Annotated in this window: 26 protein-coding genes and 2 riboswitches; of the genes, 13 read left to right on the forward strand and 13 right to left on the reverse strand. The window is 38.2% G+C overall.

Annotated elements, in window-relative coordinates; genetic code table 11:
- From MVE01_RS04985 to MVE01_RS04995, 3 genes are all read right to left on the reverse strand, one after another.
- Positions 1-845 (reverse strand): hypothetical protein (locus MVE01_RS04985; RefSeq protein WP_472561070.1); only part of this gene is annotated, 845 nt, incomplete at its 3' end.
- Between the two features lie 94 nt (positions 846-939).
- Positions 940-1,028: riboswitch (cyclic di-GMP riboswitch) on the reverse strand.
- A gap of 68 nt (positions 1,029-1,096) precedes the next feature.
- Positions 1,097-2,146 carry a DHH family phosphoesterase gene (locus tag MVE01_RS04990; RefSeq protein WP_472561071.1) on the reverse strand — a complete coding sequence of 350 codons (1,050 nt, stop codon included), beginning with the start codon at positions 2,144-2,146 and terminating at the stop codon, positions 1,097-1,099.
- A 2-nt stretch (positions 2,147-2,148) separates the two neighbouring features.
- Positions 2,149-2,547 carry an RrF2 family transcriptional regulator gene (locus MVE01_RS04995; RefSeq protein ID WP_472561072.1) on the reverse strand — a complete coding sequence of 133 codons (399 nt, stop codon included), beginning with the start codon at positions 2,545-2,547 and terminating at the stop codon, positions 2,149-2,151.
- Positions 2,548-2,691: 144 nt separating this feature from the next.
- Between MVE01_RS04995 and rpsO the strand changes: the two genes are divergently transcribed.
- From rpsO to MVE01_RS05015, 4 genes are all read left to right on the forward strand, one after another.
- Positions 2,692-2,961 (forward strand): 30S ribosomal protein S15, encoded by a 270-nt coding sequence (gene rpsO, locus MVE01_RS05000; protein WP_472561073.1) that lies wholly within the window; start codon positions 2,692-2,694, stop codon positions 2,959-2,961.
- 345 nt (positions 2,962-3,306) lie between these two features.
- Entirely contained in the window at positions 3,307-3,858 is a 552-nt protein-coding gene (gene grpE / locus MVE01_RS05005; protein ID WP_472561074.1) for a nucleotide exchange factor GrpE, read from the forward strand.
- Positions 3,859-4,033: 175 nt separating this feature from the next.
- The gene (gene dnaK / locus MVE01_RS05010) at positions 4,034-5,917 is read left to right on the forward strand and encodes a molecular chaperone DnaK (RefSeq protein ID WP_472561075.1); all 1,884 of its coding nucleotides are present in this window, start codon (positions 4,034-4,036) and stop codon (positions 5,915-5,917) included.
- A gap of 123 nt (positions 5,918-6,040) precedes the next feature.
- Positions 6,041-6,340 carry a chorismate mutase gene (locus MVE01_RS05015; RefSeq protein ID WP_472561076.1) on the forward strand — a complete coding sequence of 100 codons (300 nt, stop codon included), beginning with the start codon at positions 6,041-6,043 and terminating at the stop codon, positions 6,338-6,340.
- A gap of 4 nt (positions 6,341-6,344) precedes the next feature.
- Here the strand turns inward: MVE01_RS05015 and MVE01_RS05020 are convergent, their stop codons facing one another.
- Positions 6,345-6,521 (reverse strand): DUF6726 family protein, encoded by a 177-nt coding sequence (locus MVE01_RS05020; RefSeq protein WP_472561077.1) that lies wholly within the window; start codon positions 6,519-6,521, stop codon positions 6,345-6,347.
- Between the two features lie 77 nt (positions 6,522-6,598).
- Between MVE01_RS05020 and MVE01_RS05025 the strand changes: the two genes are divergently transcribed.
- Positions 6,599-7,252: a response regulator transcription factor gene (locus MVE01_RS05025; RefSeq protein WP_472561078.1), complete on the forward strand. Its 654-nt coding sequence runs from the start codon at positions 6,599-6,601 to the stop codon at positions 7,250-7,252.
- Entirely contained in the window at positions 7,209-8,402 is a 1,194-nt protein-coding gene (locus MVE01_RS05030) for a sensor histidine kinase (RefSeq protein ID WP_472561079.1), read from the forward strand. The genes MVE01_RS05025 and MVE01_RS05030 overlap by 44 nt, the downstream gene beginning before the upstream one ends.
- A 2-nt stretch (positions 8,403-8,404) precedes the next feature.
- Here the strand turns inward: MVE01_RS05030 and MVE01_RS05035 are convergent, their stop codons facing one another.
- The 4 genes from MVE01_RS05035 to MVE01_RS05050 are packed head-to-tail and all read right to left on the reverse strand — an operon-like array spanning position 8,405 to position 12,651.
- Complete coding sequence (locus MVE01_RS05035; protein ID WP_472561080.1) at positions 8,405-8,797, reverse strand: CBS domain-containing protein; 393 nt, start codon at positions 8,795-8,797, stop codon at positions 8,405-8,407.
- Positions 8,798-8,805: 8 nt separating this feature from the next.
- On the reverse strand, positions 8,806-9,156 hold the full coding sequence (locus tag MVE01_RS05040) for a transcriptional regulator (RefSeq protein WP_472561081.1): 351 nt from the start codon (positions 9,154-9,156) through the stop codon (positions 8,806-8,808).
- Positions 9,153-10,670 carry a DUF1538 domain-containing protein gene (locus MVE01_RS05045; RefSeq protein ID WP_472561082.1) on the reverse strand — a complete coding sequence of 506 codons (1,518 nt, stop codon included), beginning with the start codon at positions 10,668-10,670 and terminating at the stop codon, positions 9,153-9,155. The genes MVE01_RS05040 and MVE01_RS05045 overlap by 4 nt, the downstream gene beginning before the upstream one ends.
- Positions 10,671-10,719: 49 nt before the next feature.
- Entirely contained in the window at positions 10,720-12,651 is a 1,932-nt protein-coding gene (locus MVE01_RS05050) for a thioredoxin domain-containing protein (protein ID WP_472561083.1), read from the reverse strand.
- A gap of 151 nt (positions 12,652-12,802) precedes the next feature.
- Between MVE01_RS05050 and dsbD the strand changes: the two genes are divergently transcribed.
- Positions 12,803-14,578, forward strand: a complete 1,776-nt coding sequence (gene dsbD, locus MVE01_RS05055) for a protein-disulfide reductase DsbD (RefSeq protein WP_472561084.1) — start codon at positions 12,803-12,805, stop codon at positions 14,576-14,578.
- 52 nt (positions 14,579-14,630) lie between these two features.
- Here dsbD and MVE01_RS05060 read toward each other — a convergent pair whose 3' ends face one another.
- Genes MVE01_RS05060 through MVE01_RS05070 form a run of 3 tightly spaced genes read right to left on the reverse strand, consistent with a single transcriptional unit; the run spans position 14,631 to position 16,805 of the window.
- Positions 14,631-14,996 carry a methionine-R-sulfoxide reductase gene (locus tag MVE01_RS05060; protein WP_472561085.1) on the reverse strand — a complete coding sequence of 122 codons (366 nt, stop codon included), beginning with the start codon at positions 14,994-14,996 and terminating at the stop codon, positions 14,631-14,633.
- Positions 14,997-15,047: 51 nt separating this feature from the next.
- The gene (locus MVE01_RS05065) at positions 15,048-16,334 is read right to left on the reverse strand and encodes a hypothetical protein (protein WP_472561086.1); all 1,287 of its coding nucleotides are present in this window, start codon (positions 16,332-16,334) and stop codon (positions 15,048-15,050) included.
- 9 nt (positions 16,335-16,343) lie between these two features.
- The gene (locus tag MVE01_RS05070) at positions 16,344-16,805 is read right to left on the reverse strand and encodes a DUF6524 family protein (protein ID WP_472561087.1); all 462 of its coding nucleotides are present in this window, start codon (positions 16,803-16,805) and stop codon (positions 16,344-16,346) included.
- Between the two features lie 106 nt (positions 16,806-16,911).
- On the opposite strand from MVE01_RS05070, the gene MVE01_RS05075 reads away from it, so the two are divergent.
- Together MVE01_RS05075 and MVE01_RS05080 are read left to right on the forward strand one after the other, a co-directional pair.
- A complete protein-coding gene (locus tag MVE01_RS05075; protein WP_472561088.1) occupies positions 16,912-17,775 on the forward strand; it encodes a CvfB family protein in 864 nt (287 codons plus the stop codon).
- Between the two features lie 33 nt (positions 17,776-17,808).
- Complete coding sequence (locus tag MVE01_RS05080; protein ID WP_472561089.1) at positions 17,809-18,255, forward strand: YidB family protein; 447 nt, start codon at positions 17,809-17,811, stop codon at positions 18,253-18,255.
- A 69-nt stretch (positions 18,256-18,324) separates the two neighbouring features.
- Here MVE01_RS05080 and MVE01_RS05085 read toward each other — a convergent pair whose 3' ends face one another.
- A complete protein-coding gene (locus tag MVE01_RS05085; protein ID WP_472561090.1) occupies positions 18,325-18,882 on the reverse strand; it encodes a DUF937 domain-containing protein in 558 nt (185 codons plus the stop codon).
- Between the two features lie 140 nt (positions 18,883-19,022).
- Here MVE01_RS05085 and MVE01_RS05090 point away from each other — a divergent pair, with 140 nt between their 5' ends.
- The 3 genes from MVE01_RS05090 to MVE01_RS05100 all read left to right on the forward strand — a co-directional run bounded on the left by MVE01_RS05090 (position 19,023) and on the right by MVE01_RS05100 (position 21,897).
- Positions 19,023-20,570: an endonuclease/exonuclease/phosphatase family protein gene (locus MVE01_RS05090; protein WP_472561091.1), complete on the forward strand. Its 1,548-nt coding sequence runs from the start codon at positions 19,023-19,025 to the stop codon at positions 20,568-20,570.
- Positions 20,571-20,572: 2 nt separating this feature from the next.
- The gene (gene hemJ / locus MVE01_RS05095) at positions 20,573-21,007 is read left to right on the forward strand and encodes a protoporphyrinogen oxidase HemJ (protein ID WP_472561092.1); all 435 of its coding nucleotides are present in this window, start codon (positions 20,573-20,575) and stop codon (positions 21,005-21,007) included.
- A 62-nt stretch (positions 21,008-21,069) separates the two neighbouring features.
- A complete protein-coding gene (locus MVE01_RS05100; RefSeq protein WP_472561093.1) occupies positions 21,070-21,897 on the forward strand; it encodes a DUF2231 domain-containing protein in 828 nt (275 codons plus the stop codon).
- Positions 21,898-21,901: 4 nt separating this feature from the next.
- On the opposite strand, the gene MVE01_RS05105 is transcribed toward MVE01_RS05100, so the two are convergent.
- Positions 21,902-22,258 (reverse strand): c-type cytochrome, encoded by a 357-nt coding sequence (locus tag MVE01_RS05105; RefSeq protein WP_472561094.1) that lies wholly within the window; start codon positions 22,256-22,258, stop codon positions 21,902-21,904.
- A 196-nt stretch (positions 22,259-22,454) separates the two neighbouring features.
- Positions 22,455-22,529, forward strand: a riboswitch (cyclic di-GMP riboswitch).
- An 87-nt stretch (positions 22,530-22,616) separates the two neighbouring features.
- Here MVE01_RS05105 and MVE01_RS05110 point away from each other — a divergent pair.
- The coding region (locus MVE01_RS05110) for a type IV pili methyl-accepting chemotaxis transducer N-terminal domain-containing protein (RefSeq protein ID WP_472561095.1) at positions 22,617-22,866 on the forward strand (250 nt) is incomplete at its 3' end.

The following is a 22,866-nucleotide window of genomic DNA, read 5'->3' on the forward strand; positions in this document are numbered from 1 at the left end:
CTGTCTGTATTGAGTTTCCAGTTCTTTAATGCTTGTCCAGCTATAGGTACATGTTTATCATCCTGATCCAGTGTAAATATTTCCATCATTTCTCTACCGTTGTCTTCAGGACTTCTAAAACGTCTCCAATTGTCTTCACTCATCATGTGTACATAAGCAATATAGCGCATACCACTGTCTACACCCAGCATTGTAACAAGACGATTGTAAACTCTGGAAATATTGGGAGTATGCGTAGATTCAAGTTCATAAGCTGGAGAAAACATGATAGTCTGGGTAAGTATATAGGCAACCCAGTTTTTAAAAAAGTAACTGTCAAGATTTTTCATTGCATAGAAACGACTTAAGATAGTAATAGCTTGAGGTTCATTCCATCTATCGTATTGGGTAAATTTATCTTCATCTAAAATATAGTTTTCCAACCATGCTTTATCTGTAGTCTCTTCATCTAAACCATTCTTAACAGTATCAATAAAATTACCGGAATCAATTTTTTCTTGAAGTGCTTTCAATGGATAGCCAAAAAAGAGTGTACTTAGAAGTTTGTCTGCAACTTGCAGCTTCTGTGATTTATTTAAAGCATTAAACTCAGCATTGGTCAACTGCTTTAATGTATAGTCAGATGAAGGCATATTCTTATAATAGAAAGTAAGGCCTTTATATTCTGATTGTGAAAATTCATCATCTGTAGTTGTAGAAGTAGTTCCTCCTCCAGTGGTTGTCGGAGTACCGCCTGTAGTAGTACCCGTGGTAGCGGCACCGGAACCACCACCTCCACAGTTTGTTAAGAGCAGCGAGATAAAGAGGATCGAGATCCATCTTATAAGAGCATGTGAATTGCGCATGAAAATCCTTTAGTTTGATATAGTAGAGAGAAGGACAAAAGCAGTAAGAGCTTAAAGAATAAAGAAGTATTACTAAAATAAGTACTATATTTTTATAGGCAACTTGGCGATCTTTTACCACATAGAGACAAAAGACCCATAGCTTTCTGCCCCTATCTCACGATAGGTTTAGCTTTGGTATTTTAGTTGAAAAACATTACCATAGTATTACTCCTGTTTTTAGAGAAGCAACACAAAAATATCGGCATTTATTATGTTATATTGATTTTCTCATCAATATACTTTTGCACGAACTTTCGTACATCCGCATAGACAAAAGAGTCTTTGTAACCGTCTATTTTCCCACCGCTTGCGTTGGGGTGTCCCCCGCCGTTTCCTATATGGGCTGCCATTTGGGATACATCCATTTTATTGTTACTGCGTAAAGAGAAATTTCCTCTAAAGTTGACATCCATATAGAAGTCATACTCAGGATTGGCAACCATACAGGCATTACCTATAAGCGAAGAGTTACCTACATTGTAGCCTAAGATGCCCTTATAGCCTTTATAGTCTATGGTAAGACGTTGTTTGTCTATAGTAAGCAGATCCGTAACATAGTAAGCTACAAGATTGTCTTTGGTATCATTTTTTGTTTTAATGAAGAAAGATTTTTTGATCTGGTGAAGGTCATCATCCAGTTTAATAGGAGCATCTTCTTCATCTACTCTATTTTTGGCAGCATCGATCAGGGAGAGTTTAAAGGCTCTGTCTTGATCAGGGAAAAGTATACGACCTATCTCTCTTGCTCCGGAGATCATTCCCAGCATCACTTTCCCATATTCAAAAAGTGCATCATCACTCACCCAAATATCTATGGCATTGATAGCTTGAACAATACGTGTTAAATTATTTTCTTTATCAAACCCATAATGTGTCTGTAGCCAGTCATAGGTAATGAGTGTAGCACAACGGGTTGTGTCCAGCTTATACCATGCAAAACGTTCTGCGGCATTTGCTCCTGTAGCATGGTGATCCAGAAGTTGAAGTTTCGCGCCTATGCGGATCGCTTCTTTTTCTATCCACGAGCCTTCTTTTGTAGTAAGGTTCAGATCGGTGATGAGGATGAGAGGTTTTATCTTCTCTCCCTGAACAAACTTGTCCTGTTCGATTTTTTTGACCATTTCTGCGAGACGTGCGGTAACTTCGGGTCCATAGTTGGCATTGTAGCATTCTATCTTCTCAAAGCATTGGGCAGTAAGGTATTGACATCCATAACCGTCAAGGTCAATATGGGATAAGTGGTAAACGTGTTGCTGCATATTTATAGTATGTCCCCTAGCGTAAGACCATTGAGGAAATCATCTATCTTTGTCTGAAAATTTGCTAAAAATGGAGAAATAGCACAAGTTCCTATAGCGCCGTGGGGACAGGTTTCAGAGTAACTGACACAGTCAAAGACTGCAGGTGGCTTGCCTTCAGCTGCAAGAATGACACTGTTAATCGTGATCTCATCAACTTTTTGTGCAAGTACAAAACCGCCGTGTGCACCTTTTCTTGACTCTAAAATTCCCTGTTTTGCCAAACTCTGCAGGATCTTGGCTAAAAAACTTTTAGGAATATTAAGTTCATTGGCTAACTGTTCCGCACCGATAGGTTTGTCTGATTTTCGTATACTGTCTAAAGAGAGTAGGGCATATTCACTTGCACGAGTTAATAACATTGTTTAACCTTCATTATCAATTAGGAGTATTTTACTCTAATATACATTAATACTAGCAATACTATTATCTAAGGGGCAGGTAAGGTTATTATGCTATGATTTCGGACTCATTTACGAGAATCAAATACCAATCAGGAGGTCATTATGGCTTTAGATCAGGCGAAAAAAGCAGAAATTATTGCTAAATACGCAAGAGGCGAAAACGATACAGGTTCAACAGAAGTACAAGTAGCACTTTTAACAGAGAGAATTACTTACCTTACAGAACACCTTAAAACAAACAAGAAAGATCACTCTTCAAGACTTGGACTGCTTAAATTAGTTGGTCAAAGAAGAAGACTTATGAGATATCTTAAAAATACAGATCTTGCAAGATGGAACACTATCAAAGCAGATCTAGGTATTAGAAACTAAGTTTCTAATATTATCTATCGCAGGGTGTTGTCTCCCGACAACACCTTTTTAAATTCAAAAAACTACTTCTTTATTTTTCATATTACCATTTAAAATACACATTTATGATTCTCCCCCCGTTACTCTTTTCTATGTTTGTTACAGTACAAAATAGAAATTAACCCCTCTGATTATTCTATCCATATCTTATAGAAGTTGAAAATATTTATAACTTTAGTCAATATGACTAAAGTTTATTAAATTTTAAATTTTAAGTATATACTTGACAAAGAAGCACTCAATGTTGTATAATCTTTTTAAGCATTGAAATTGTGATGCAATATTTCATATAAAGGAGGTCTGACAGTGAGTCAAGAAGAACAGGAAAATCTTGAAGAAACTCAGGCTGAAGCACAAACAGAAGTAGAGGTTAGTGAAGGGGAGACTCCAGAAGTAGACCCTTTAGAAGCTGCACTGGCAGAAGTTGCAGAGTATAAAGATAAATACCTAAGAGCGCATGCTGACTTTGAAAATGCGAAGAGACGCTTGGAAAAAGATAAAATGAATGCTGTAGCTTATGCAAATGAGAGTTTTGCAAAAGATATTTTAGCAGTGATCGACTCTTTTGAAAATGCGTTGAATTCCATTGAAGGTGCTGATGAAGAACATAGCTCTGAAGTTTTAGAAAAGATGAAAGAGGGTGTATCACTCACCTATGAACAGCTTAGAAAAGTTTTGGAAAAGAACCATATTAAAGAAATAGTCTGTGAAGGTGAATTTGATCCGGAAGTGCATCAGGCGATCATGCAGGTTGAGAGTGATAAACATAAAAGCGGTGATATTGTACAAGTAATGCAGAAGGGCTATACGATCAAAGACAGAGTCTTGAGACCCGCAATGGTGAGTACTTGTAAATAAAAACATAACCAGATGTCACGTTATTGTGGTACGGAACCGGGTATAACACGAGCTTGGAGTGCATTTATAACGTAAGATGGACTATGCAACTTAGGTAGCATTGAAAAATGAGAAAACCTATTATACTTACATAGTTAATTTAGAAAATATAAAATAAATAAAAAAGGAAAAGAATATGGGAAAAGTATTAGGAATAGATTTAGGAACAACGAATTCTGCAATGGCAGTATATACGAATGGTGAAGCAGCAATCATTGCAAACAAAGAGGGTAAAAACACAACACCTTCTATTGTAGCATTTACTGACAAGGGTGAAGTACTTGTTGGGGAATCGGCAAAAAGACAGGCTGTAACAAACCCGGAAAAGACTATTTATTCTATCAAAAGAATTATGGGGCTTATGTGTGATGAACCAAAGGCAGCAGAAGCAAAAGAGAGACTTCCCTACCATGTTATCGACAGGAATGGTGCATGTGCTATTGAAGTCGCTGGTAAAACCTATACCCCGCAAGAGATATCTGCAAAAGTACTCATGAAGATGAAAGAAGATGCAGAGGCATACCTTGGTGAAACTGTTACAGATGCAGTTATTACTGTTCCGGCATACTTTAATGATGCACAGAGAAAAGCAACTAAAGAAGCAGGAACCATTGCAGGTCTTAATGTACTCAGGATCATTAATGAACCAACCTCTGCGGCACTTGCATACGGATTAGACAAAAAAGAATCTGAACAAATTGTAGTTTATGACCTTGGTGGAGGTACTTTTGATGTGACTGCACTCGAGACTGGTGATGGTGTGGTTGAAGTAATGGCGACCGGTGGTGATGCATTCCTTGGTGGTGATGACTTTGACAACCGTGTCATCGACTATGTGGCAGATGAGTTCAAATCTGAGACAGGCATAGATATCAAAGCAGATGTAATGGCGTTACAGAGAGTCAAAGATGCGGCAGAAGCAGCAAAAAAAGAGCTTTCCAGTTCAACGGAGACAGAGATAAATCTTCCGTTCATCACAGCAGATGCATCCGGACCAAAACACCTGGTAACCAAAATTACAAGAGCAAAGTTTGAGTCACTTATTGGTGATCTTGTTGCAAATACGATCACAACAATCGAATCTGTACTGAAAGATGCAGGTCTCAGCAAGAATGATGTCAAAGAAGTGGTAATGGTCGGTGGTTCAACAAGAGTACCGCTTGTACAGGAAGAGGTTAAGAAATACTTTGGAAAAGAGCTTAACAAATCTGTGAACCCTGATGAAGTAGTTGCACTTGGTGCTGCGATTCAGGGTGGTGTACTTGCAGGTGATGTAAAAGATGTACTTCTGCTTGATGTAACACCGTTAAGTCTTGGAATTGAAACACTTGGCGGAGTCACAACAAAAGTTATTGAAAAAGGCACAACGATCCCGGCGAAGAAGTCACAGGTATTCTCAACAGCAGAAGACAATCAGCCTGCCGTAAGTATTCATGTACTTCAAGGTGAGAGAGAGTTTGCAAAAGACAACAAGTCACTTGGTATGTTTGAACTAAGAGATATTCCGGCAGCTCCACGTGGTGTACCGCAAATTGAAGTAACCTTTGATATTGATGCAAATGGTATCCTAACGGTATCAGCACAGGATAAAGGAACAGGAAAATCACAAGAGATCAAGATTACAGGTTCGTCAGGACTCTCTGATGAAGAGATCGAAAAAATGGTACAGGATGCTGAAGCACATAAAGCTGAAGATGAAAAAAGAAAAGAAATAGTTGAAACTAGAAACCAGGCAGATGCACTTGTGCATCAGACTAAAAAGTCATTGAGTGACCTTGGTGAAAACTTTGATGCGACAGAAAAAGCAAATATTGAAAGTGCGATCGAAGAGCTTGAAACTGTACTTAAAGATGATTCTGCAACAAAAGAGCAGATCGAAGAGAAAGTAAAAGCATTGACAGAAAAGTCACACAAACTTGCTGAAGCAATGTATGCAAAAGAACAAGGTACCCAGCCAGGTGCTGACCAGGGTGCAAAAAAAGCAGACGATGATGATGTCATCGATGCTGAAGTAGAATAAAACAAGAATGCTACTTTACTTTTAGAATCTCTCCTTCTGCAGGAGAGATTCTCCACATATTTCCTCCCCAATTAATCCATTTTAAGCTATAATATTTCCAAGAACTATCCTAAGGATGAGACAATGCAAACGAAACACTGCAACACATTAGAAGAAGCAAGAAATGAGATAGATAAAGTAGATGATGAAATCGTAAAACTTATAGCAAAACGTAATGATTACATTAAACAAATAGCACATTTCAAAACAAGTGTAGATGAAGTAAAAGCTGAAGCAAGGATCTCTGAAGTCATCTCAAGAGTAAGAGAACAGGCGATCTCACTGGATCTCTCTCCAAATCTCATTAATGATCTCTATGTCCGTATGATCGATGGAATGGTAGAGAGTGAGATAGCTGAATTCAACAATGCGAAAAGTTTTTAAATTTTTAATCTTCTTTCTCTTCATCATCATCTGAACCAGCAACAGCATGTGCAGCACTGCCTGCCACATCGATCGTTGCACTGACTGCAGCACCTGCTATTTTAATAGGAGCTGTAACTATTTGTGTGCATCCGGACATTGAAATCATAATCATTATTAAAAGTATTGTTAATTTTTGCATGGCGGCATTATAGCATAACGTATTGTGTATTCCATTACACAGACAATATGCTACAATAAGTGTGTAAAAGGATAGGTATGAAAATATTGTTGCTCGAAGATGATGTAATACTGCAGGAGATCATAGAAGAGTTTCTTGTTGAAAATGGCTATAAAGTTGAAAGTTTTTTTGATGGTGAAAAAGCATTGGATGCTATTGGGGATGGTACTTATGATATGTTATTGCTCGATGTGAATGTTCCTAATATAGACGGGTTTGAAATACTCTCTTATTTACGTGAAATTGGTAACACTACACCGGCGATTTACATTACTTCTCTTGCAGGGATCGATGATCTTAAAAAAGGCTTTGATCTGGGTGCAGATGATTATTTGAAAAAACCGTTTGAACTTGAAGAACTGTATGCCCGCATAGAGCATATTGTCAAAGTACACAGATTGCAGGAAGAGATAGAGTTTGATGGTATGAAATTCATTCCCAAGGCACATCAGATTGTATTGGAAGATAAAATTATAGAGATGAGGCAGAAAGAGGCACAGGTTTTAGAATATTTTGTTCGTAATACCGGAAAGATCATCTCATGTGATGAGATCATAGAAAATGTATGGAATGATGAGAATGTGCCTACACATGCTACGATCCGGACCTATATCAAGAATTTGAGAAAAATGTTTCATAAAGAGTATTTTGACAACATTAAAGGAGAAGGTTATCGTTTTAACATCCTATGAGCGTAGATCACTTTTTCGTTTTTTGACTCTTTATCTCTCATCAGTATTTGTGCTGCTTGCCATTATCGGATATCTGTTCTTTGAGAACAACCGTGCTGCCATGTTGAGTGCTATGAAGTTTGAAATGATGTATCAGGCACGTATGATCTCATCGAAGATCATTATGAAAGCTATGAAAAACAAAGAAAAGAGACCTCCTGTAGCATTTTTAAAAACATTAAAACATTGTCGCTTTCAAGTGGGCTATTATGATAAAAATAGAAAACCGTATTATACAGAGATCAATGAAGTAAAAAGATTTGATACAGATTTTTTTGTAGAGAATATGAAATGTTATACGGTCACAGAGGATAAAAGTGAACATATGGGCATACGATATATCGTGCTTAAAGAGAATAATCTTGCAAAAACATTCCATGAACTACGTCTGAAGATCATAGGATATCTGGTATTCTCTTTTCTCCTGATGGGAATAGTAGGATATTTTCTTGGAAGACTTTTTTTACAACCCGTGAGAGAACAGATAGAATCTTTGGACAAATTCATTTCCGATACGACCCATGAACTTAATACCCCTATTTCTGCCATATTGATGACGACCCAGTCCCTTAAAAAAGTCGAACCCAAAAAGATGAAACGTCTGGAAGCAAGTGCCAAGCGTCTAAGTGTTATGTACAGTTCACTTACTTATAGATTGGAAGGAAAAGTTGAACCTTCTGAATTGCTCTGTTTTTCTGACATAGTTAAAGAACGTGTCGGGTATGTCAAAGAGTTGATAGACTCAAAACATTTGCATGTAGAACTCGATCTTGATTCTACAGAAGTGTTTATGCCCAAAAGTTCAGCTCATAGGCTCATAGATAATCTACTATCCAATGCAATTAAATACAGTGATGTAGATGATAGTATTACTATTACATTTAAAAATAGTGTTTTAAGTATACAAGACACCGGTATAGGTATTGATAAAAAAGTACAAGAAGATATTTTTAAACGCTATAATCGTGCCAATGATGAGCGTGGAGGGTTTGGTATAGGGTTGAGTATTGTACTTTCTATTTGTAAAAAGTATAAAATAAAGTTGGGATTGAGGTCAAAAAAGGGAGAAGGGAGTACCTTTATCCTAACCTTTCCTAAAGTTAAAAAATAGCTTTATTCGACACTGTCCATTAAGATACCGATAATATCTGACATGGTCAGAATACCATAAAGTTCATTATTATCTATGACAAGCAGACGTTTGATACTGTTGGTTACCATCATGCGTGCGGCATACTTTACATCAAGTTCGGTAGAGACAGAGATAGCTGGGGTTGCAGCAATGTCATAGACATTTAGAAGATCAATGTCGCCATCTTCTGCAACGATACTTTGTAGGATGTTTTTAAACGTTACCAGTCCATAAGCACCATTTGGTGAAGATTTTTCTACGACTACGGAGCGTACTTTATATGCGCGCATGAGCTTGAGAGCTTCTCTTACAGTTGCCATAGGTGATACACTTACCAGTTTTTCTTTAGATGTCATAATCTCTTTTACTAACATATTTTCTCCTATATCATTGTTTTAATGTTGTCTTCAAACGTATGTAACTCTTCTGTATCAAGTCCTGCAACATGACTGAGTGGCAGGGTAAATGCAAATCCGCTGTTCTCAGGGTTGTCAAGATCGAACCTGACACGTAATGCTTTCATCACTTTCATTGAGAGCTTTCTAGGAAGGATGAAAAGCAGGGCAGAGACATTCTCTTCAAGTGTCAGACCAAAAAAAACTTTTTTTTCTTTAAGTCCGATATTTCTGCCATGTAAAATTGTGACAGATCCGGCACCTGCTTCTTTGGCTACCTTTATGGACTCCTCTTCATCTTTGTCCTGTAGGACTGCAACCAATGCTATAAATTTCATATGCTCTCCTTTTTTTTGATTTTCTTACGTTTATAATATTCTGCATGTATGCCGTATCCCATGACGGTAAGCATAGGGAAAAGTGATGCAAAGGCGATAAGTCCGAACCCGTCTATGAGAGGGTTCCTGCCTTCTATATTTTCTGCCAGACCCAAGCCCAAAGCTGCTACCAGTGGTACAGTCACAGTAGAAGTTGTCACTCCGCCGCTGTCATAGGCAATAGGTACGATATACTTAGGTGCGAAATAGGTAAAAATAATCACCATACTATATCCGGCGATGATATAGTAGTGAATAGGATCCCCTGCCACGATACGATAGGCACCAAGTCCTATGCCTATAGCAACACCAAGTGCTACTACCATTCTAAGTATATTTTGTTTAATGTTTCCTTCACTGATCTCTTCTGCCTTAATGGCAATGGCAAGTAGGGCAGGTTCTGCCATAGTGGTAGAAAATCCTATAAGAAATGCAAAAAGATAGATGAGCAGATCATTCTTCATTTCTGTCAGCTGAAAAGCGATCGTTTCGCCTATAGGGAAAAGTCCCATCTCTAGTCCCATAATAAATGCATAGAGCCCCAAAATGACCATAACAATACCAGTGATAATCTTGTGCAAGTGTGCTATGGCTTTTTTAATGATGATATATTGGAAAAAAAAGATCACTATCAAAATAGGAGCTACATCTTTGATGACACCGATGAGTTCCATAAAAGTATCATAAGCAGAAAAAATGTAGGTTACGGTTTTATGATGTTTTGCTATTGTGGTAGTAGCTGCTTGTAGTATAACAGGAGCATCCATAAAATTGTAGACAATGATGCCATAGACCTGTACGAATATCATAGGAGTAAGTGATGCAAAGGCAATGAGACCAAACCCGTCAATGGCAGGATTCCTCCCTTTGATACTTGAAGCAAGTCCAATACCTAAAGCGGCTACAAGCGGTACTGTCACAGTAGAGGTGGTAACGCCGCCAGAGTCATAGGCAAGACCGATGATCTCCTTGGGAGCAAAAAAAGTGATAATGACCACTAAGATATATCCGCTGATGATGTAATATGCGACAGGATGACCAAGCAAGATACGCAGGGTACCCAATGCAATAGCAAAACCTACAGAAAATGCAACGGTCATACGAAGCCAAAAAGCATCAACAAGGCCATGTGAAATAAGTGCTGCCTTGTCTGCAATGGCGATAAGTGCAGGTTCTGCGACTGTTGTGGAGAAACCAATAGTAAAGGCAAAGGTAAGAAGCCAAAAGACAGAGCCTTTTCGAGCAAAGTCTACAGCAAGTCCCTCACCGATGGGGAAGATCCCCAGTTCCAGTCCACGGATGAAGAGGGCAAGACCTACAGCCACAATACTCAATCCTATAGCAATAGAGATAAGATTTTCTGGTATAGCTTGGATAATCAGTCCCTGAAAAAGTGCTACAACAATGATAATGGGAAGGAGGTCTTTAAAAGAGTTCTTTAGATCTCCTGCAAATATCTTTAAGCTTGCTTTCATAAACTATTATAGCCAAGAGATGTGTTAATCAAGCGCATAGGTTACACAATTATCTTTTCTCCAAGATCTTTACAATCCCGTCAAACTCTTTTTCGTCTCCAAAACAGCTGTTGGAATTACAGAGCATATAGCCGTCATTCGTATCGGCTTTAATAAGGATAAATGGGTATGGAAGTTTGTCTATATCGGTAATATGCAGTTTGAGCTTCTTCTCTTTGGCTTTGATGATGATGTCATCTCTGAGATAGCGTATGACCATTTTGCTCATTTTGGGTGTAGAAATGGGTTGTCTCATAACATCATAAGAATATATCTCGAGTGTTTTAAAAACAAATTTTTTGTATACAATGTCTACCAAAGAGCTGATAGAGTAGAGTACAGAAAGCATGGTTGAGACTGAAGAGGGGTAAGAGCTGTCATAGATATCCGCATCGGTCTCGAACTCACCTCTGCTGAACTTCCACTTTCCGTTCTCATAGTATTTTTCTATAGCACTATTTGCCAGTTTTTGGGCAGTAATGAGATATGTTTCATCCAAAGTACTCTCATAGGCTTCTATAAGTGCTTCACTCAAATAGGCGTAATCTTCCAAAAATGCATGGATCTTTGGTACTTTTCCTATAAGTGTAGAGTGGAAAAGCTGAGAATTGATGTACATAGTGCTTAACAGTCTGTCGAGTGATTTCATTGCAGGTTTTAAAAAACGGCTTTCTACTCTACTTGCTCTAAAGAGTGAGGTAACCATCATTGCATTCCATGAGACGATCACTTTTTTGTCGATGAAAGGATAGGTACGTTTTTCTCTACGTTTCTTAAGTGCTTCTATCGCTTCTTTGTAATAGGGAATATTAATGGATGTGGGGTCATCCACACGTACGATGTTCTTACCTTCAAAGTTTCCTTCTGTGGTAATGTGTAGTGCAGCAGTCAATTTTTTGTGGGCTTTGTTTGGGATACCTTCTTTTTCAAAGGAGCGTAGGGCTTTGTCATAACTATAGACAAAATATTTCCCTTCTTCCCCTTCTGTGTCGGCATCAGAGGCAGAGTAAAAGAGCTTCTCTTCACTCATCTTTTCCAGCATAAAGTCCAGCGTCTCAAAAGCAACATTTTTGTAAAAGTCATTGCCTGTAGCATGGTAAGCTTTGATGTAGACACTGCTTAGCAGTGCATTATCATAGGTCATCTTCTCAAAATGAGGTACCAGCCATGCATTGTCTGTAGAGTAACGGCAGAATCCTCCATCAATAAGATCACGAAGACCGCCTCTGGCCATAGAAGAGAGTGAGAACAATGCCATATTCAGTGTCTCTTTGTCCCCTGTGAGTTTATAGACATCCAACAATAGATCCAAAGTTGAGGCTTGAGGAAATTTGGGTGCTTTATTGAACCCTCCGTCCTGGTTGTCAAAAAGTTGTTTTGCCTGCTCTGTAACTCTTCCTATGATACTCTCATCAAGTTTAGTTGCCTGAATCTTATCCTCTTTGGGATTAAGATGCCTCAATACCTTTTCTGCTTCGTCGACCAGAGTAACTTTATCATTTTTATATTTGTCTGCCACAACTTCCAGTAAAGATGTAAAACTCATCATCCCGTATTTCGGTTCATCTGGTATGTAGGTTGCCGAGTAGAACGGTTTAAGATCTTCGGTGAGAAAAATAGAAGTAGGCCAGCCTCCCGGGCGACCGTTCATCAGTTGATAAACATCCTGAAAATGTTTATCAATATCGGGACGTTCCTCCCTGTCTACTTTAATGGCAATGAAATATTTATTTAAAAGTGCAGCTGTTTTCTCATCTTCAAAGGATTCATGCTCCATTACATGGCACCAATGGCAGGAGCTGTAGCCGATGGAAAGGAAGATGGGTTTGTGCTCTTTTTGGGCTTTTTGGAATGCTTTTTCACCCCAGGGGTACCAGTCTACAGGATTGTCTGCATGTTGTTGCAGGTAGGGAGAGTGTTCGTTTTTGAGATGGTTAGACATCATTTGACCTTATTTTTGCTTTTGAAAGTTTTAGGTTAATATTCGGTTGACTATAATGCGTTATAGTTTTGCAATTTATGTGTATATTGCACAACCTATACACACATATCATAATATAATTGTATAAAATTTCAAAGAGAGAAGAGGAAAAATGGGAAATATTTTCAGAATGTTACTTTTAGCAAGCCTGTTTTGGGGCACGTTTGCTTTTGCAGGATTTGATTCTGCCGTAAAAAAACAGAAATTTTTACCACCGGAAGTGGCATTTCAAGTAGAGGCGGTTAAAAAAAATGATGTTATAGATACCAAGATCACAATGGCAGACAAAATACACATTTATGATGATTCCCTGCATTACAGGATCATTTCACCTTCTAACGTAGAACTTGCAGTCAATAAGCCAAAAGCACACGAACTTGACGGTGATAAAGTCTATACAAAAGAACTAAAAGTTACCATTCCCATCAAAAAGATAACTTCCAGAGTTAAAGGTGACTACACGTTGGAGATAGAGTTTCAAGGCTGCTCAGATGTAGGTATCTGTTACCAGCCGATCAAAAGATCCTTTCACTTTAAAGGTGCAGAATTAGGTATATTTGATAAGATCTCATCTCTTACAAAAGAGGAAAATACAGCTAAGATCGCAGATGTTCTGGGAAGTGAAAGTTCATTTTTTATTATTATTCTTTTCTTTGTCTTTGGGCTTTTACTGGCGCTTACGCCATGTGTCTTTCCTATGATTCCTATTCTTTCATCAATCATTGTTTCACAGTCAGGAGAGGGAAAACCAAGTGTGGCAAAAGCATTCTTTACCTCTTTGATTTATGTGGTTTCTATGGCTTTAACCTATACAGTCGTTGGAGTAATAGCGGGACTACTTGGAGCAGACATTCAGGCAGCGATGCAGAACCCTTGGGTACTTACGATTTTTGCGGCAATGTTCGTAGCCTTGGCCTTCTCTTTGTTTGGTTATTATGAAATAGGACTTCCGGCATCCTGGCAGTCAAAAATATCTGCCGCCAGTGATGAAGCAGGACAAAAAGGCGGCATTATAGGTACAGCGGTCATGGGACTTCTCTCAGCTCTTATTGTTGGACCGTGTGTGGCACCGCCGTTGGGAGGAGCAGTTTTGTTTATATCACATACAGGAGATGCACTGCTTGGAGGTGTAGCACTTTTTGTAATGAGTATGGGGATGGGTGTACCGCTCCTTCTGGTAGGGATAGGTGCAGGAAAATTCATGCCAAAGCCTGGTGGCTGGATGACAGCAGTGTCACAGGTCTTTGGTGTGATGATGCTTGGACTGGCTATCTTCATGCTTGGACGTATTCTTCCAGATAGTATTACAATGATCCTCTGGTCTCTGCTCTTTATGGGTTCAGCACTCTATATGGGTGTTTTTGAAAGTAAAGCAGGGGAAGGGATGATGAAGCTCTTTAAGCTTTTGGCAATGGTTTTTCTGCTTTACGGTGCATCACTTTTTATTGGTGCGCTAAGCGGAGCGAACTCCATTTTAAATCCATTTGAAAAGTTTACTTCAGGTGTTAAAGGAACGGTTGAAACTAAAGCCGATAACAACAGACATTTGGGTTACTCGGTAGCACGTCTTATGAAAGAGGTAAAAGCTTCTTCCAAGCCTGTGGTAGTGGATTTTGGTAAAGACTCCTGTACTGCCTGTGCAGAACTGGAACACATTACTTTCCCTGATCCGAGAGTTAAAGAGCAGTTAAAAAACTTTACGTTTATACAGGTAGACCTTACTGCCAATAGCAAAGAGGACAAAGCACTGCTTAAAAAGTTTGAACTTTTCGGTACGCCCAATATTATCTTTTTTGACAAAGCAAATAAGTATATGCCTGAAAAGTCTTTGACCGGATTTATCTCTCCTGAGGATTTTACAAAGCATTTGAAGAGTGTTGTCAAATAGTATGTGATAGAAGCAGAGACTTCAGTCCTATTCCCCCCCCTTTTTTTTGAATCTAATTCTCTTTAGCCACAAAATCCAAAGAGACAGAATTAACACAGTGACGTGTGCTTTTTTCTGTCATTCTCTCACCCTTAAAGACATGCCCAAGGTGTCCCCCGCAGTTTGCACATACTATTTCCACACGTCTACCGTCTGCATCAGGTACTTCACGTACTGCACCTTCTACAGCATCATCAAAACTCGGCCAGCCTGTACCGGAATCGAACTTGGCATCTGAGGGGAAGAGATTGGCATTACACTGACGGCAGGTGTACATTCCCTCCTCTTTATGATCCCAGAATTTTCCTGTGAAAGAACGTTCTGTTCCTTTGTTTAGTATGATTTGTTTTTCTTCTTCATTGAGTTCATTGTATGGCATAGCCTAGTCCTTAATTTTTTCATAGTTTACTATACGCTGCTTTGTTTTGTATTAAATTCTCTCAACAGCAGTAACACTTACTCTCACCCCTTCATATTCACCATAGACATCGCCTGATGTGTAAGAGAAAGATTTTTCTGTTTTGATGAGTCTCAGTCCATGAGGGAAAACACACTCCTCTTCAAAATTTTTGCTTTTACTTCCCATGATAACAGGAAATTTGGAGGTATTGAGTACCCAAAAGTCTGTATGGTCTATATGGTCAGGGTCTTCATTCTCATCATAGACCTTTACTCCATGTTCCTGATGGCTGGCAAAACTTTCCAAAAGGAATATATCATGATGAAAACTATCGGTTACTCCTTCATCTAAAAGAACACCCATAGCATTACGGGAGATGTATGCAACGATATCAATATTGTCATTGGTTTTTTTGTTAATAAGCCCGTAGAGCTCTTTTTTGTCCTTAATCTCTTTCATACCTTTAAAAGAGTGATAGGCATCAATATGACCTTTCATAATGATGTTTTCAAAACGTTCAAAATAGCGGTATTCTTCACGAATTTTTTTATGCTTGATCATATGGGTGAGTTTGTCTCCTACTTTTTTGGAGTTTGAGATGACTTTACACTCCACCATAGGGTCAATATGTTTTATTTTTAATAACCCTATGTAATAAAGTAGCTGGTTAAGTTTGTCTCCTATGAAGTTAAAAAAACGTGAGAGAGGATTGTTTGTGCCGAACCATCGTTCTAAGAGTGTAAGCAGGTAGCTTAGTGCAAATACTTCCAAAATAGGAGCCAGCCATGAAGAAGCAAACCAGGAAAGTATGGAAGAGGTGATTTTTGTTGCAAATGTGAGTATGCCTTCAAAGAGAGCAGAAGCAATGGTCTTGACCTGTGCAAAAACAAGCAGTTTATCCAAATATCCAATCCAGTAAATGGCAATAAGAATGAGTGCAAGACCAATAAAAATATTAAAAAGGTTTTTCAGTTTTGCTTTGAGGTTGAGGTGTACGTAAAATTCTTTGACATCTTTAAATCCCTCGATCAAATGATCAATGATATTCTCTTTGATCCATTTTGTAAGGATATTGTCTAAAAACCAACGCTTAACAAGAAGCAAGGAGGCCTGTATAAATGTTAAGCTTTTTAAAAATGCAATGGTTTTCAGTTTGGAAGCAAACCACAAAGAGAGGATACTTGCTTTAAAGACCAGTGCTATAGCAAACATATACCCCATAAGCCATTCGTAGATGGCACTGTGTGTATATTTCAGACCATAAACGATACCTACTGGAATGACTATAGCAAGCAGGGCTTTGTATCGTCTACGCATAAAAATGGGTTACATATCTTCAGATGCTGCATCTGTGGTGTAGACACCGGTAAGCTTTTTCCAGATAATAGAAGCATTGAGCCCAAACCAGATAAGCAGACCAATACCGATGGTAGAGGCCCAGCCGGCTTGTTCAAATCTGGTAACATCAATGATGTGGTACTGTTGCAACCCCCAGATAAATGCACCGATAATAATGGTAGTGATGATAGCACCGAAAAAACCAAGGCTTTGAAAGATAGACTTGATAGCCAGCAGCCAAAGTGCAAGCATAATGAGTATGCCAAAAGGTTTGAAGCCTGAAAAAATATCTTTTACATTGGAAATATAATGGATGAAGTGGTGTCCTGTGGGGTTCCATGTTCCAATAGCAAGTGCGAGTGCCATGACAAGTGTGACCCACCATTGTAAATGAGTTACTTTTTTACCTGATTTGGTAGTTGATGTTTTTGTTAAAAATCCTGGTAGCATAGGGGGGGTTGTCCTTATTTGTTTTGGAAATTATAGCAAAAAAATTACGTTATAATGTCAATGATCGTAGAGAATTACGAAACATTTAAAAAAACGGAATCACACAATGTCAGAATTAAAAATCCAAAATGAACAGATCAAAATAGGTGAGGTCAATACCCTTAAAATAGAAAGAGATACAGATTTTGGCTACTACCTTTCAGCCAAAAACTATGAAGAGGTACTGCTTCCCAATGTCTATATTATGGAAGATGAAATGCCTATGGGGTCACTTTTGGATGTTTTTGTCTATACCGATAGTGAAGATCGTCCTGTAGCGAGCACAAAAATGCCATATGCCAAACTGGGAGAGTATGGTTATTTTACCGTGGTGGATTACAAGACATACGGTGCCTTTGTGAATTGGGGATTGCCTAAAGATCTTTTTGTACCGCTTTCACAGCAAAAAGAGTATTTTAATATTGGTAAAAAATATATTTTACGCATCTGTCTGGATGAACAGACCGGACGGCTCTACGGTACGCAGAAAATCGGTAAATACTTCAATAGAGAGACGAAGGGGCTGCATCAGAACAAAGTGATGGATGCGATCGTCCTTGCCAAGACACCGTTAGGTTATAAAGTCATTGCCGATAACCAGTATGAGGGGATGCTCTTTAGCAATGAGATCTTTGAAAATGTCAAGGTAGGTGATAGAAAAAAAGTGTACATTAAAACAGTGAGAAAAGATGGAAAACTTGACCTTAGTCTGCAACCCATAGGCAAAAATGCCAAAATAAGCGAAGCAGAAGGTACCATTATCCAACTCTTAAAAGAAGCCGATGGGATAGTGCCGTTTACCTATAAAAGTGATGCGGAAGAGATCAAAAAAGTTTTTGGCTTGAGTAAGAAGAATTTTAAACGTACTTTGACGGAATTAATAGAGAATAAAAGGATAGAACTGCTTGAAGATTCTATAAAACTTTTATGATATACTACCCTTATCTTAATATAGGAGAAAGATATGGATTTAATGGATCTTTTAAAAGTGGGTGGTTCTCTCATTCAAGGTAACAGTGATGATGCAACAACAGGTTTGGATGTAGGTGATATTGCCAATGCACTTGGTGGACTGCTTGGTAACAGTGAAGGCGGGCTTGATTTGAGTTCACTCGTGAGTGGTCTATCTCAAAATGGTTTAGGTGAAATTGTAGGTTCCTGGCTTGGAAATGGTGAAAATGCCTCTATTTCTCTCGATCAGGTAAAAGACCTTTTGGGTTCAGACAAGATCACAGAGTTTGCTTCTCAATTAGGCTTAAGTGAAGAGAGTGCAGCAGGTGCTTTGGCAGATGCTTTACCACAGGTAGTTGATCAGGCGACATCGGGTGAAAACTCTATGGTTGAAGAGATGCTTGCCAAAGTAGGTGGTGCTGAAGGTGCCATGAATATGCTTGGAAAGATGTTCGGATAATTTTTGCATGGTGCGGTTTCCACCGCACTCTTTAGGCAGTATAATTTGCTGCGTTTATACCCTAAAAGGTTATGAAAAAATATGTTTCATAGCCATTCCCATAACGTCATCTATCATGGAACCGTCATGGTCTTGGTCGATTAATCCTGTTAAAATACTTTCCAATCCGCCAGATTGTGCCTGTGGTTGCTTTTGATACTCATTTATACTGGGTGCAGCTTTTTTAGTAAGTGCACCAATCACCAAGGGTGCCAGCATAGGAAGCATTTTCTTAATAATGTCAGCACTCATACCAGTTTCCTGTTCTACATGTTTTGCAACATTTCTTGAGTTTTCTTTGGAGCCTGTCAGTTGTCCCAGAATATCATTACCGATATTCGTAAGATCATCTCTTTTTACCGCCTCTTCGGGTTTATCAAGCATTTCTGAGAATTGATTGTTGCTTATTTGCTTTAAAAGATCACCTGAATCTCTGTCACTTTGCAGATTTTTCTTTGCAGAACCCATTAAAATAGGTGCCAGTTTACCGATGATTGAACCGGCATCTCCTACATCTATACCTATCTGATTTGCGATACTTCCTGCAATTGCAGGGTTGTTGATGATCATGTCTATTAATCCAGCCATTCTTTTTCCTTTAGTGTTAAGATAGCTTCATTATAGTAAAAATTGTGTAAGAATTGTATGACAATTTGACATTTTTTATAGGGATTACTCTGTAATTAGATAAAATATTACCTATTCCCTAAAATAAGGAGGATGCACGATTGAAATCTATATGGATAGTATTATTTCCCCTATTGCTTTTTGCCAAACCTTTCAAGGTGGCTACCTATAATGTTGAAAATCTTTTTGACGCAACTTATCAGGGAAGTGAATATAAAGAGTATATTCCCGGACGGCATAACTGGAATAAAAGAATGGTAGAGATAAAACTAAACCACACGGCTGAAGTGATCTGTGACCTGGATGCAGATATTCTTGGGTTGCAGGAGGTGGAGAACAGTACCATTTTTGAAGCACTCCAAAAACGTCTTAAGCATGTAGGGTGTAGGTATCGCTATGGTGCGATCACGCATAAAAGAGGTGCCCCCATTCAGGTGGCTTTGCTTTCACGGTTTCCTATTGCTCATCAAAGAGAGTTAGAGGTAAGCAGTTCACCATTGGTACGTAACATTTTGGAAGCAGAAGTCAACATAAAAGGGAATCTTTTAACTCTTTTTGTCAATCACTGGAAATCCAAAGGCAGAAAGGGTGTAGAGAGTAAACGTATACGCTATGCCAAAATACTTCAAAGAAGAATAAACGTGCTGCCTCGATATAAGGAGTATATCATTTTGGGTGATCTTAACAGTGATTACAATGCACATCTCACGCTAAATCAAAAACTCAATGATACCAAAGGCAAAACAGCATTGACAGATATTTTACATACTGCAATTGGTCATACGCTTGTGCAGGAGAATCAGATGCTAGAAGGAGCAAAAGGTATACATTATGACACATGGCAGGAGCTGCCTTTTGAACAACGGTGGAGTCATAAATTTTATGGAAACAAGAGTAGTTTGGATCATATTCTGCTTCCGTCAAATATGTTTGACGGTAAAGGAGTAGACTATGTCAATGACTCTTTTAAGGTTTTTAAAGCGCCGTATCTTTTTACAAAAAGAGGATACATTAACAGTTGGAAGTATAAACATGGTAAACATATGGCAAAAGGATATTCTGATCATTTGCCGGTCTTTGCATTTTTTGATACAAAACCGTACAAAGCAGACAGATCAAAAGAGATCTCAAATCGAGTTGTTACCCAGCCAATAGAATACTTTTATAGATTAGAACATCTGACGTATCCGGTTCAATTGGAAAATACAACGGTTGTTTTTAAACGGGGCAATCATGCCCTTGTCAAACAGACTCCCCAAGACCGCGGTATTTTTCTGTTTGGTTGTGCAAAAGGTTTGGAAGAGGGAAAGAAATATGATCTGCTAGTACAAAGTATCCATAGTTATAAAGGATTGAAAGAGGTAACAGACGTGGTTGTACTTAAGGCAAAGGGCAGAGTCTCTTTGAGTGCTTTTTATCAAGCACTCAAAATCATGAGACAAAATGAGGTTCTGAGAGATATAACAGGTATGTATAGAAATCGTAATCTTTATATGCATGGGATGAAAATCCCCATTCATTTCAAAAATAAGCGCTTTACGCCATCAAACGGTTCAAAGCTAAAGATACACTATGCACATCTAGGATATTATAAGAAATTACAGCTGGTGATCTACAGCAAAAAAGATTTTGATATACTGGAGAGATAAATATGGCATATTACACTTGGATATTGGCATTTCATGTTATGAGTTTTGTAAGTTGGATGGCAATGTTGTTTTATTTACCACGGCTTTTCATTTATCATAGGGAACATTCAGACAATATTGCTTTTGGTGAAGTGGTACAGATACAGGAGTATAAACTTTATACCTATATAGGGGTACCGGCAATGTGGGCTACTATACTTTCAGGAAGTTTGATGCTTTATTTGAATCCGGGTATTTTTCAAAGTGGCAATTGGATGTATGTAAAACTTTTCTTATTGGCTATTTTGATTGCCTATAGTTTTTCACTGAATACTATTCGTAAAAAACTCATTGTTGAACCAGAGTATAAAAGTGGAAAATATTTTAGGTTTTACAATGAAGTCCCGACACTGTTAATGATATTTATAGTGATCATGGTTGTAGTAAAACCATTTTAAACTATACAACTAAATAATTTTGTGTTATAATCTCTATATCTTAATATTTCAAGGAATGACATATGGAACTACCAGCTATTAAATTACCACAGATCGAACTCCCGTTTGATATACCGCTTTTGATGCATCCGCCAATAGACCATTTTCTGATTGCAATACCTGTTCTCGTACTTTTATTGGAAATTGTAAATCTGATCGTTAAGAAGAAAGCGATAGGTGTTACTTCATTCTTTTTGCTTTTACTTACAGTCGTTGTAGCAATTGCTGCGTACATGACAGGTAGTGCTGATGGTAAAGAGGCTTTTCCTTTACTGAGTGAAGCTGCACAGGGTGAGCTTAAAGCACACAAGCTTTTAGGTACCTATTTAATGTTCGCATCGATTGTTGTATTGCTCTTTAAGTTACTCTCTTCTATGATACAGAGAGGTTTAATGAAAGCACTCTATCTGTTGGTACTTATTCTATTTGTTGCCGGTATCCTTAAGCAGGGGAAAGATGGTGGAGAGCTTGTCTATGAGTATGGTGTGAATGTACAGAAAGTACAGGAACTTGACAGTGATCTTGATGATCTTAAAGAAGAGCTTGAAGATCTGCAGGAAGAGAGTAAAAAGACAGCACCGGCAGTAAAAGCTGTGGAAGAAGTAAAAGAAAAGGCAACTGAAGTACAGCAAAAAGTAGAAGAAAAAGCAGCCATTGTAAAGCAAAAAGCTGAGGAGAAGGCAGATGAAGTAAAAGAAAAAGCTGCCAATGCTGTTGAAAAAGTAAAAGATACAGCAAATAAAATGAAAGAAAAAGTAGAAGAAAAAGCAGCAGATATCAAAGAAAAAGCCCAATCAGCCGTTGAAGTTGTTCCTATAGAAACAACAAAGCCTGAGATCGCTACACATTAATACACTATGATCCTCCGTCTCCGGCAGGATCATACTCCTCATCATATCTTTCCGGATCAACAGTAGTTTTTAGCGATGAGAGGTATTTTGCCATAGCAATGGTCTGGTTATTGTCCAGTGATTTGGCGAAAGAGATCATAACAGAGCCGGATGTTGTTCTTGTTCTCCCATGCTGAAGATCCCTAAGGCGCTTTAAAAGCACTTCTTCTTTTTTCCCTTGAAGTCTGGGAGCTGTTCCCATCCCTTCTGCATACATACCATGACATGAATTACATGCATTTTTAAGATAAAGCGATTCTGCATCATTTGAAGCAAGAAGAGTAACTGAGAGTGTAAATAAAAGTAAAAATTGTTTCATCATTTATAAAGTTCTTCCATTTTTTAATTATTTTAGCAGAAAAATTTAAATTATTAAGAAATAGAGCATGAAATTACTCTATTTTTTAAAGAAAAAAACTCTTCTAATGTTATATAAATCCATAAATTAACTTGGTTTTATATAGACGATTTTTATAAGATTTAACTAAGTCAACACGCAGTATAATGAATTATGTAATAATTGAAAAAGCCAAACTTATCGCGAGGTAAGGACGGAAAGTCATGGGTATCCAGTAGATCGCCAGACCGCCAATAAGAGTTAGTGGATTTTCTTCTACTTCTTTTTTCCCTTTTTCACGAGTTTTATTATTGTTACTATATCACTATGAAAGGAATTTATGATGCTCACCTATAAAAAAATAAGGACAAGAGTATTCTTGCTGTTATTACTGTTAATGAGTTCTGTTTCTGCTATTGAGATACAGAACCTTTCCGTTGCCGTGGATATAGCAGGGAAACAGCGGATGTTCACGCAGCGTATGCTAAAAGACTATGCTATGATAGGGATGCAGAACACCTTTGGTAACCCCAATGTTGATCTGAAAAAAACAGTGGATGATTTTGAGGATCATATGAATGCTTTGATCTCTT

Source organism: Sulfurovum sp., assembly GCA_026990595.1.
Classification (GTDB): domain Bacteria; phylum Campylobacterota; class Campylobacteria; order Campylobacterales; family Sulfurovaceae; genus Sulfurovum.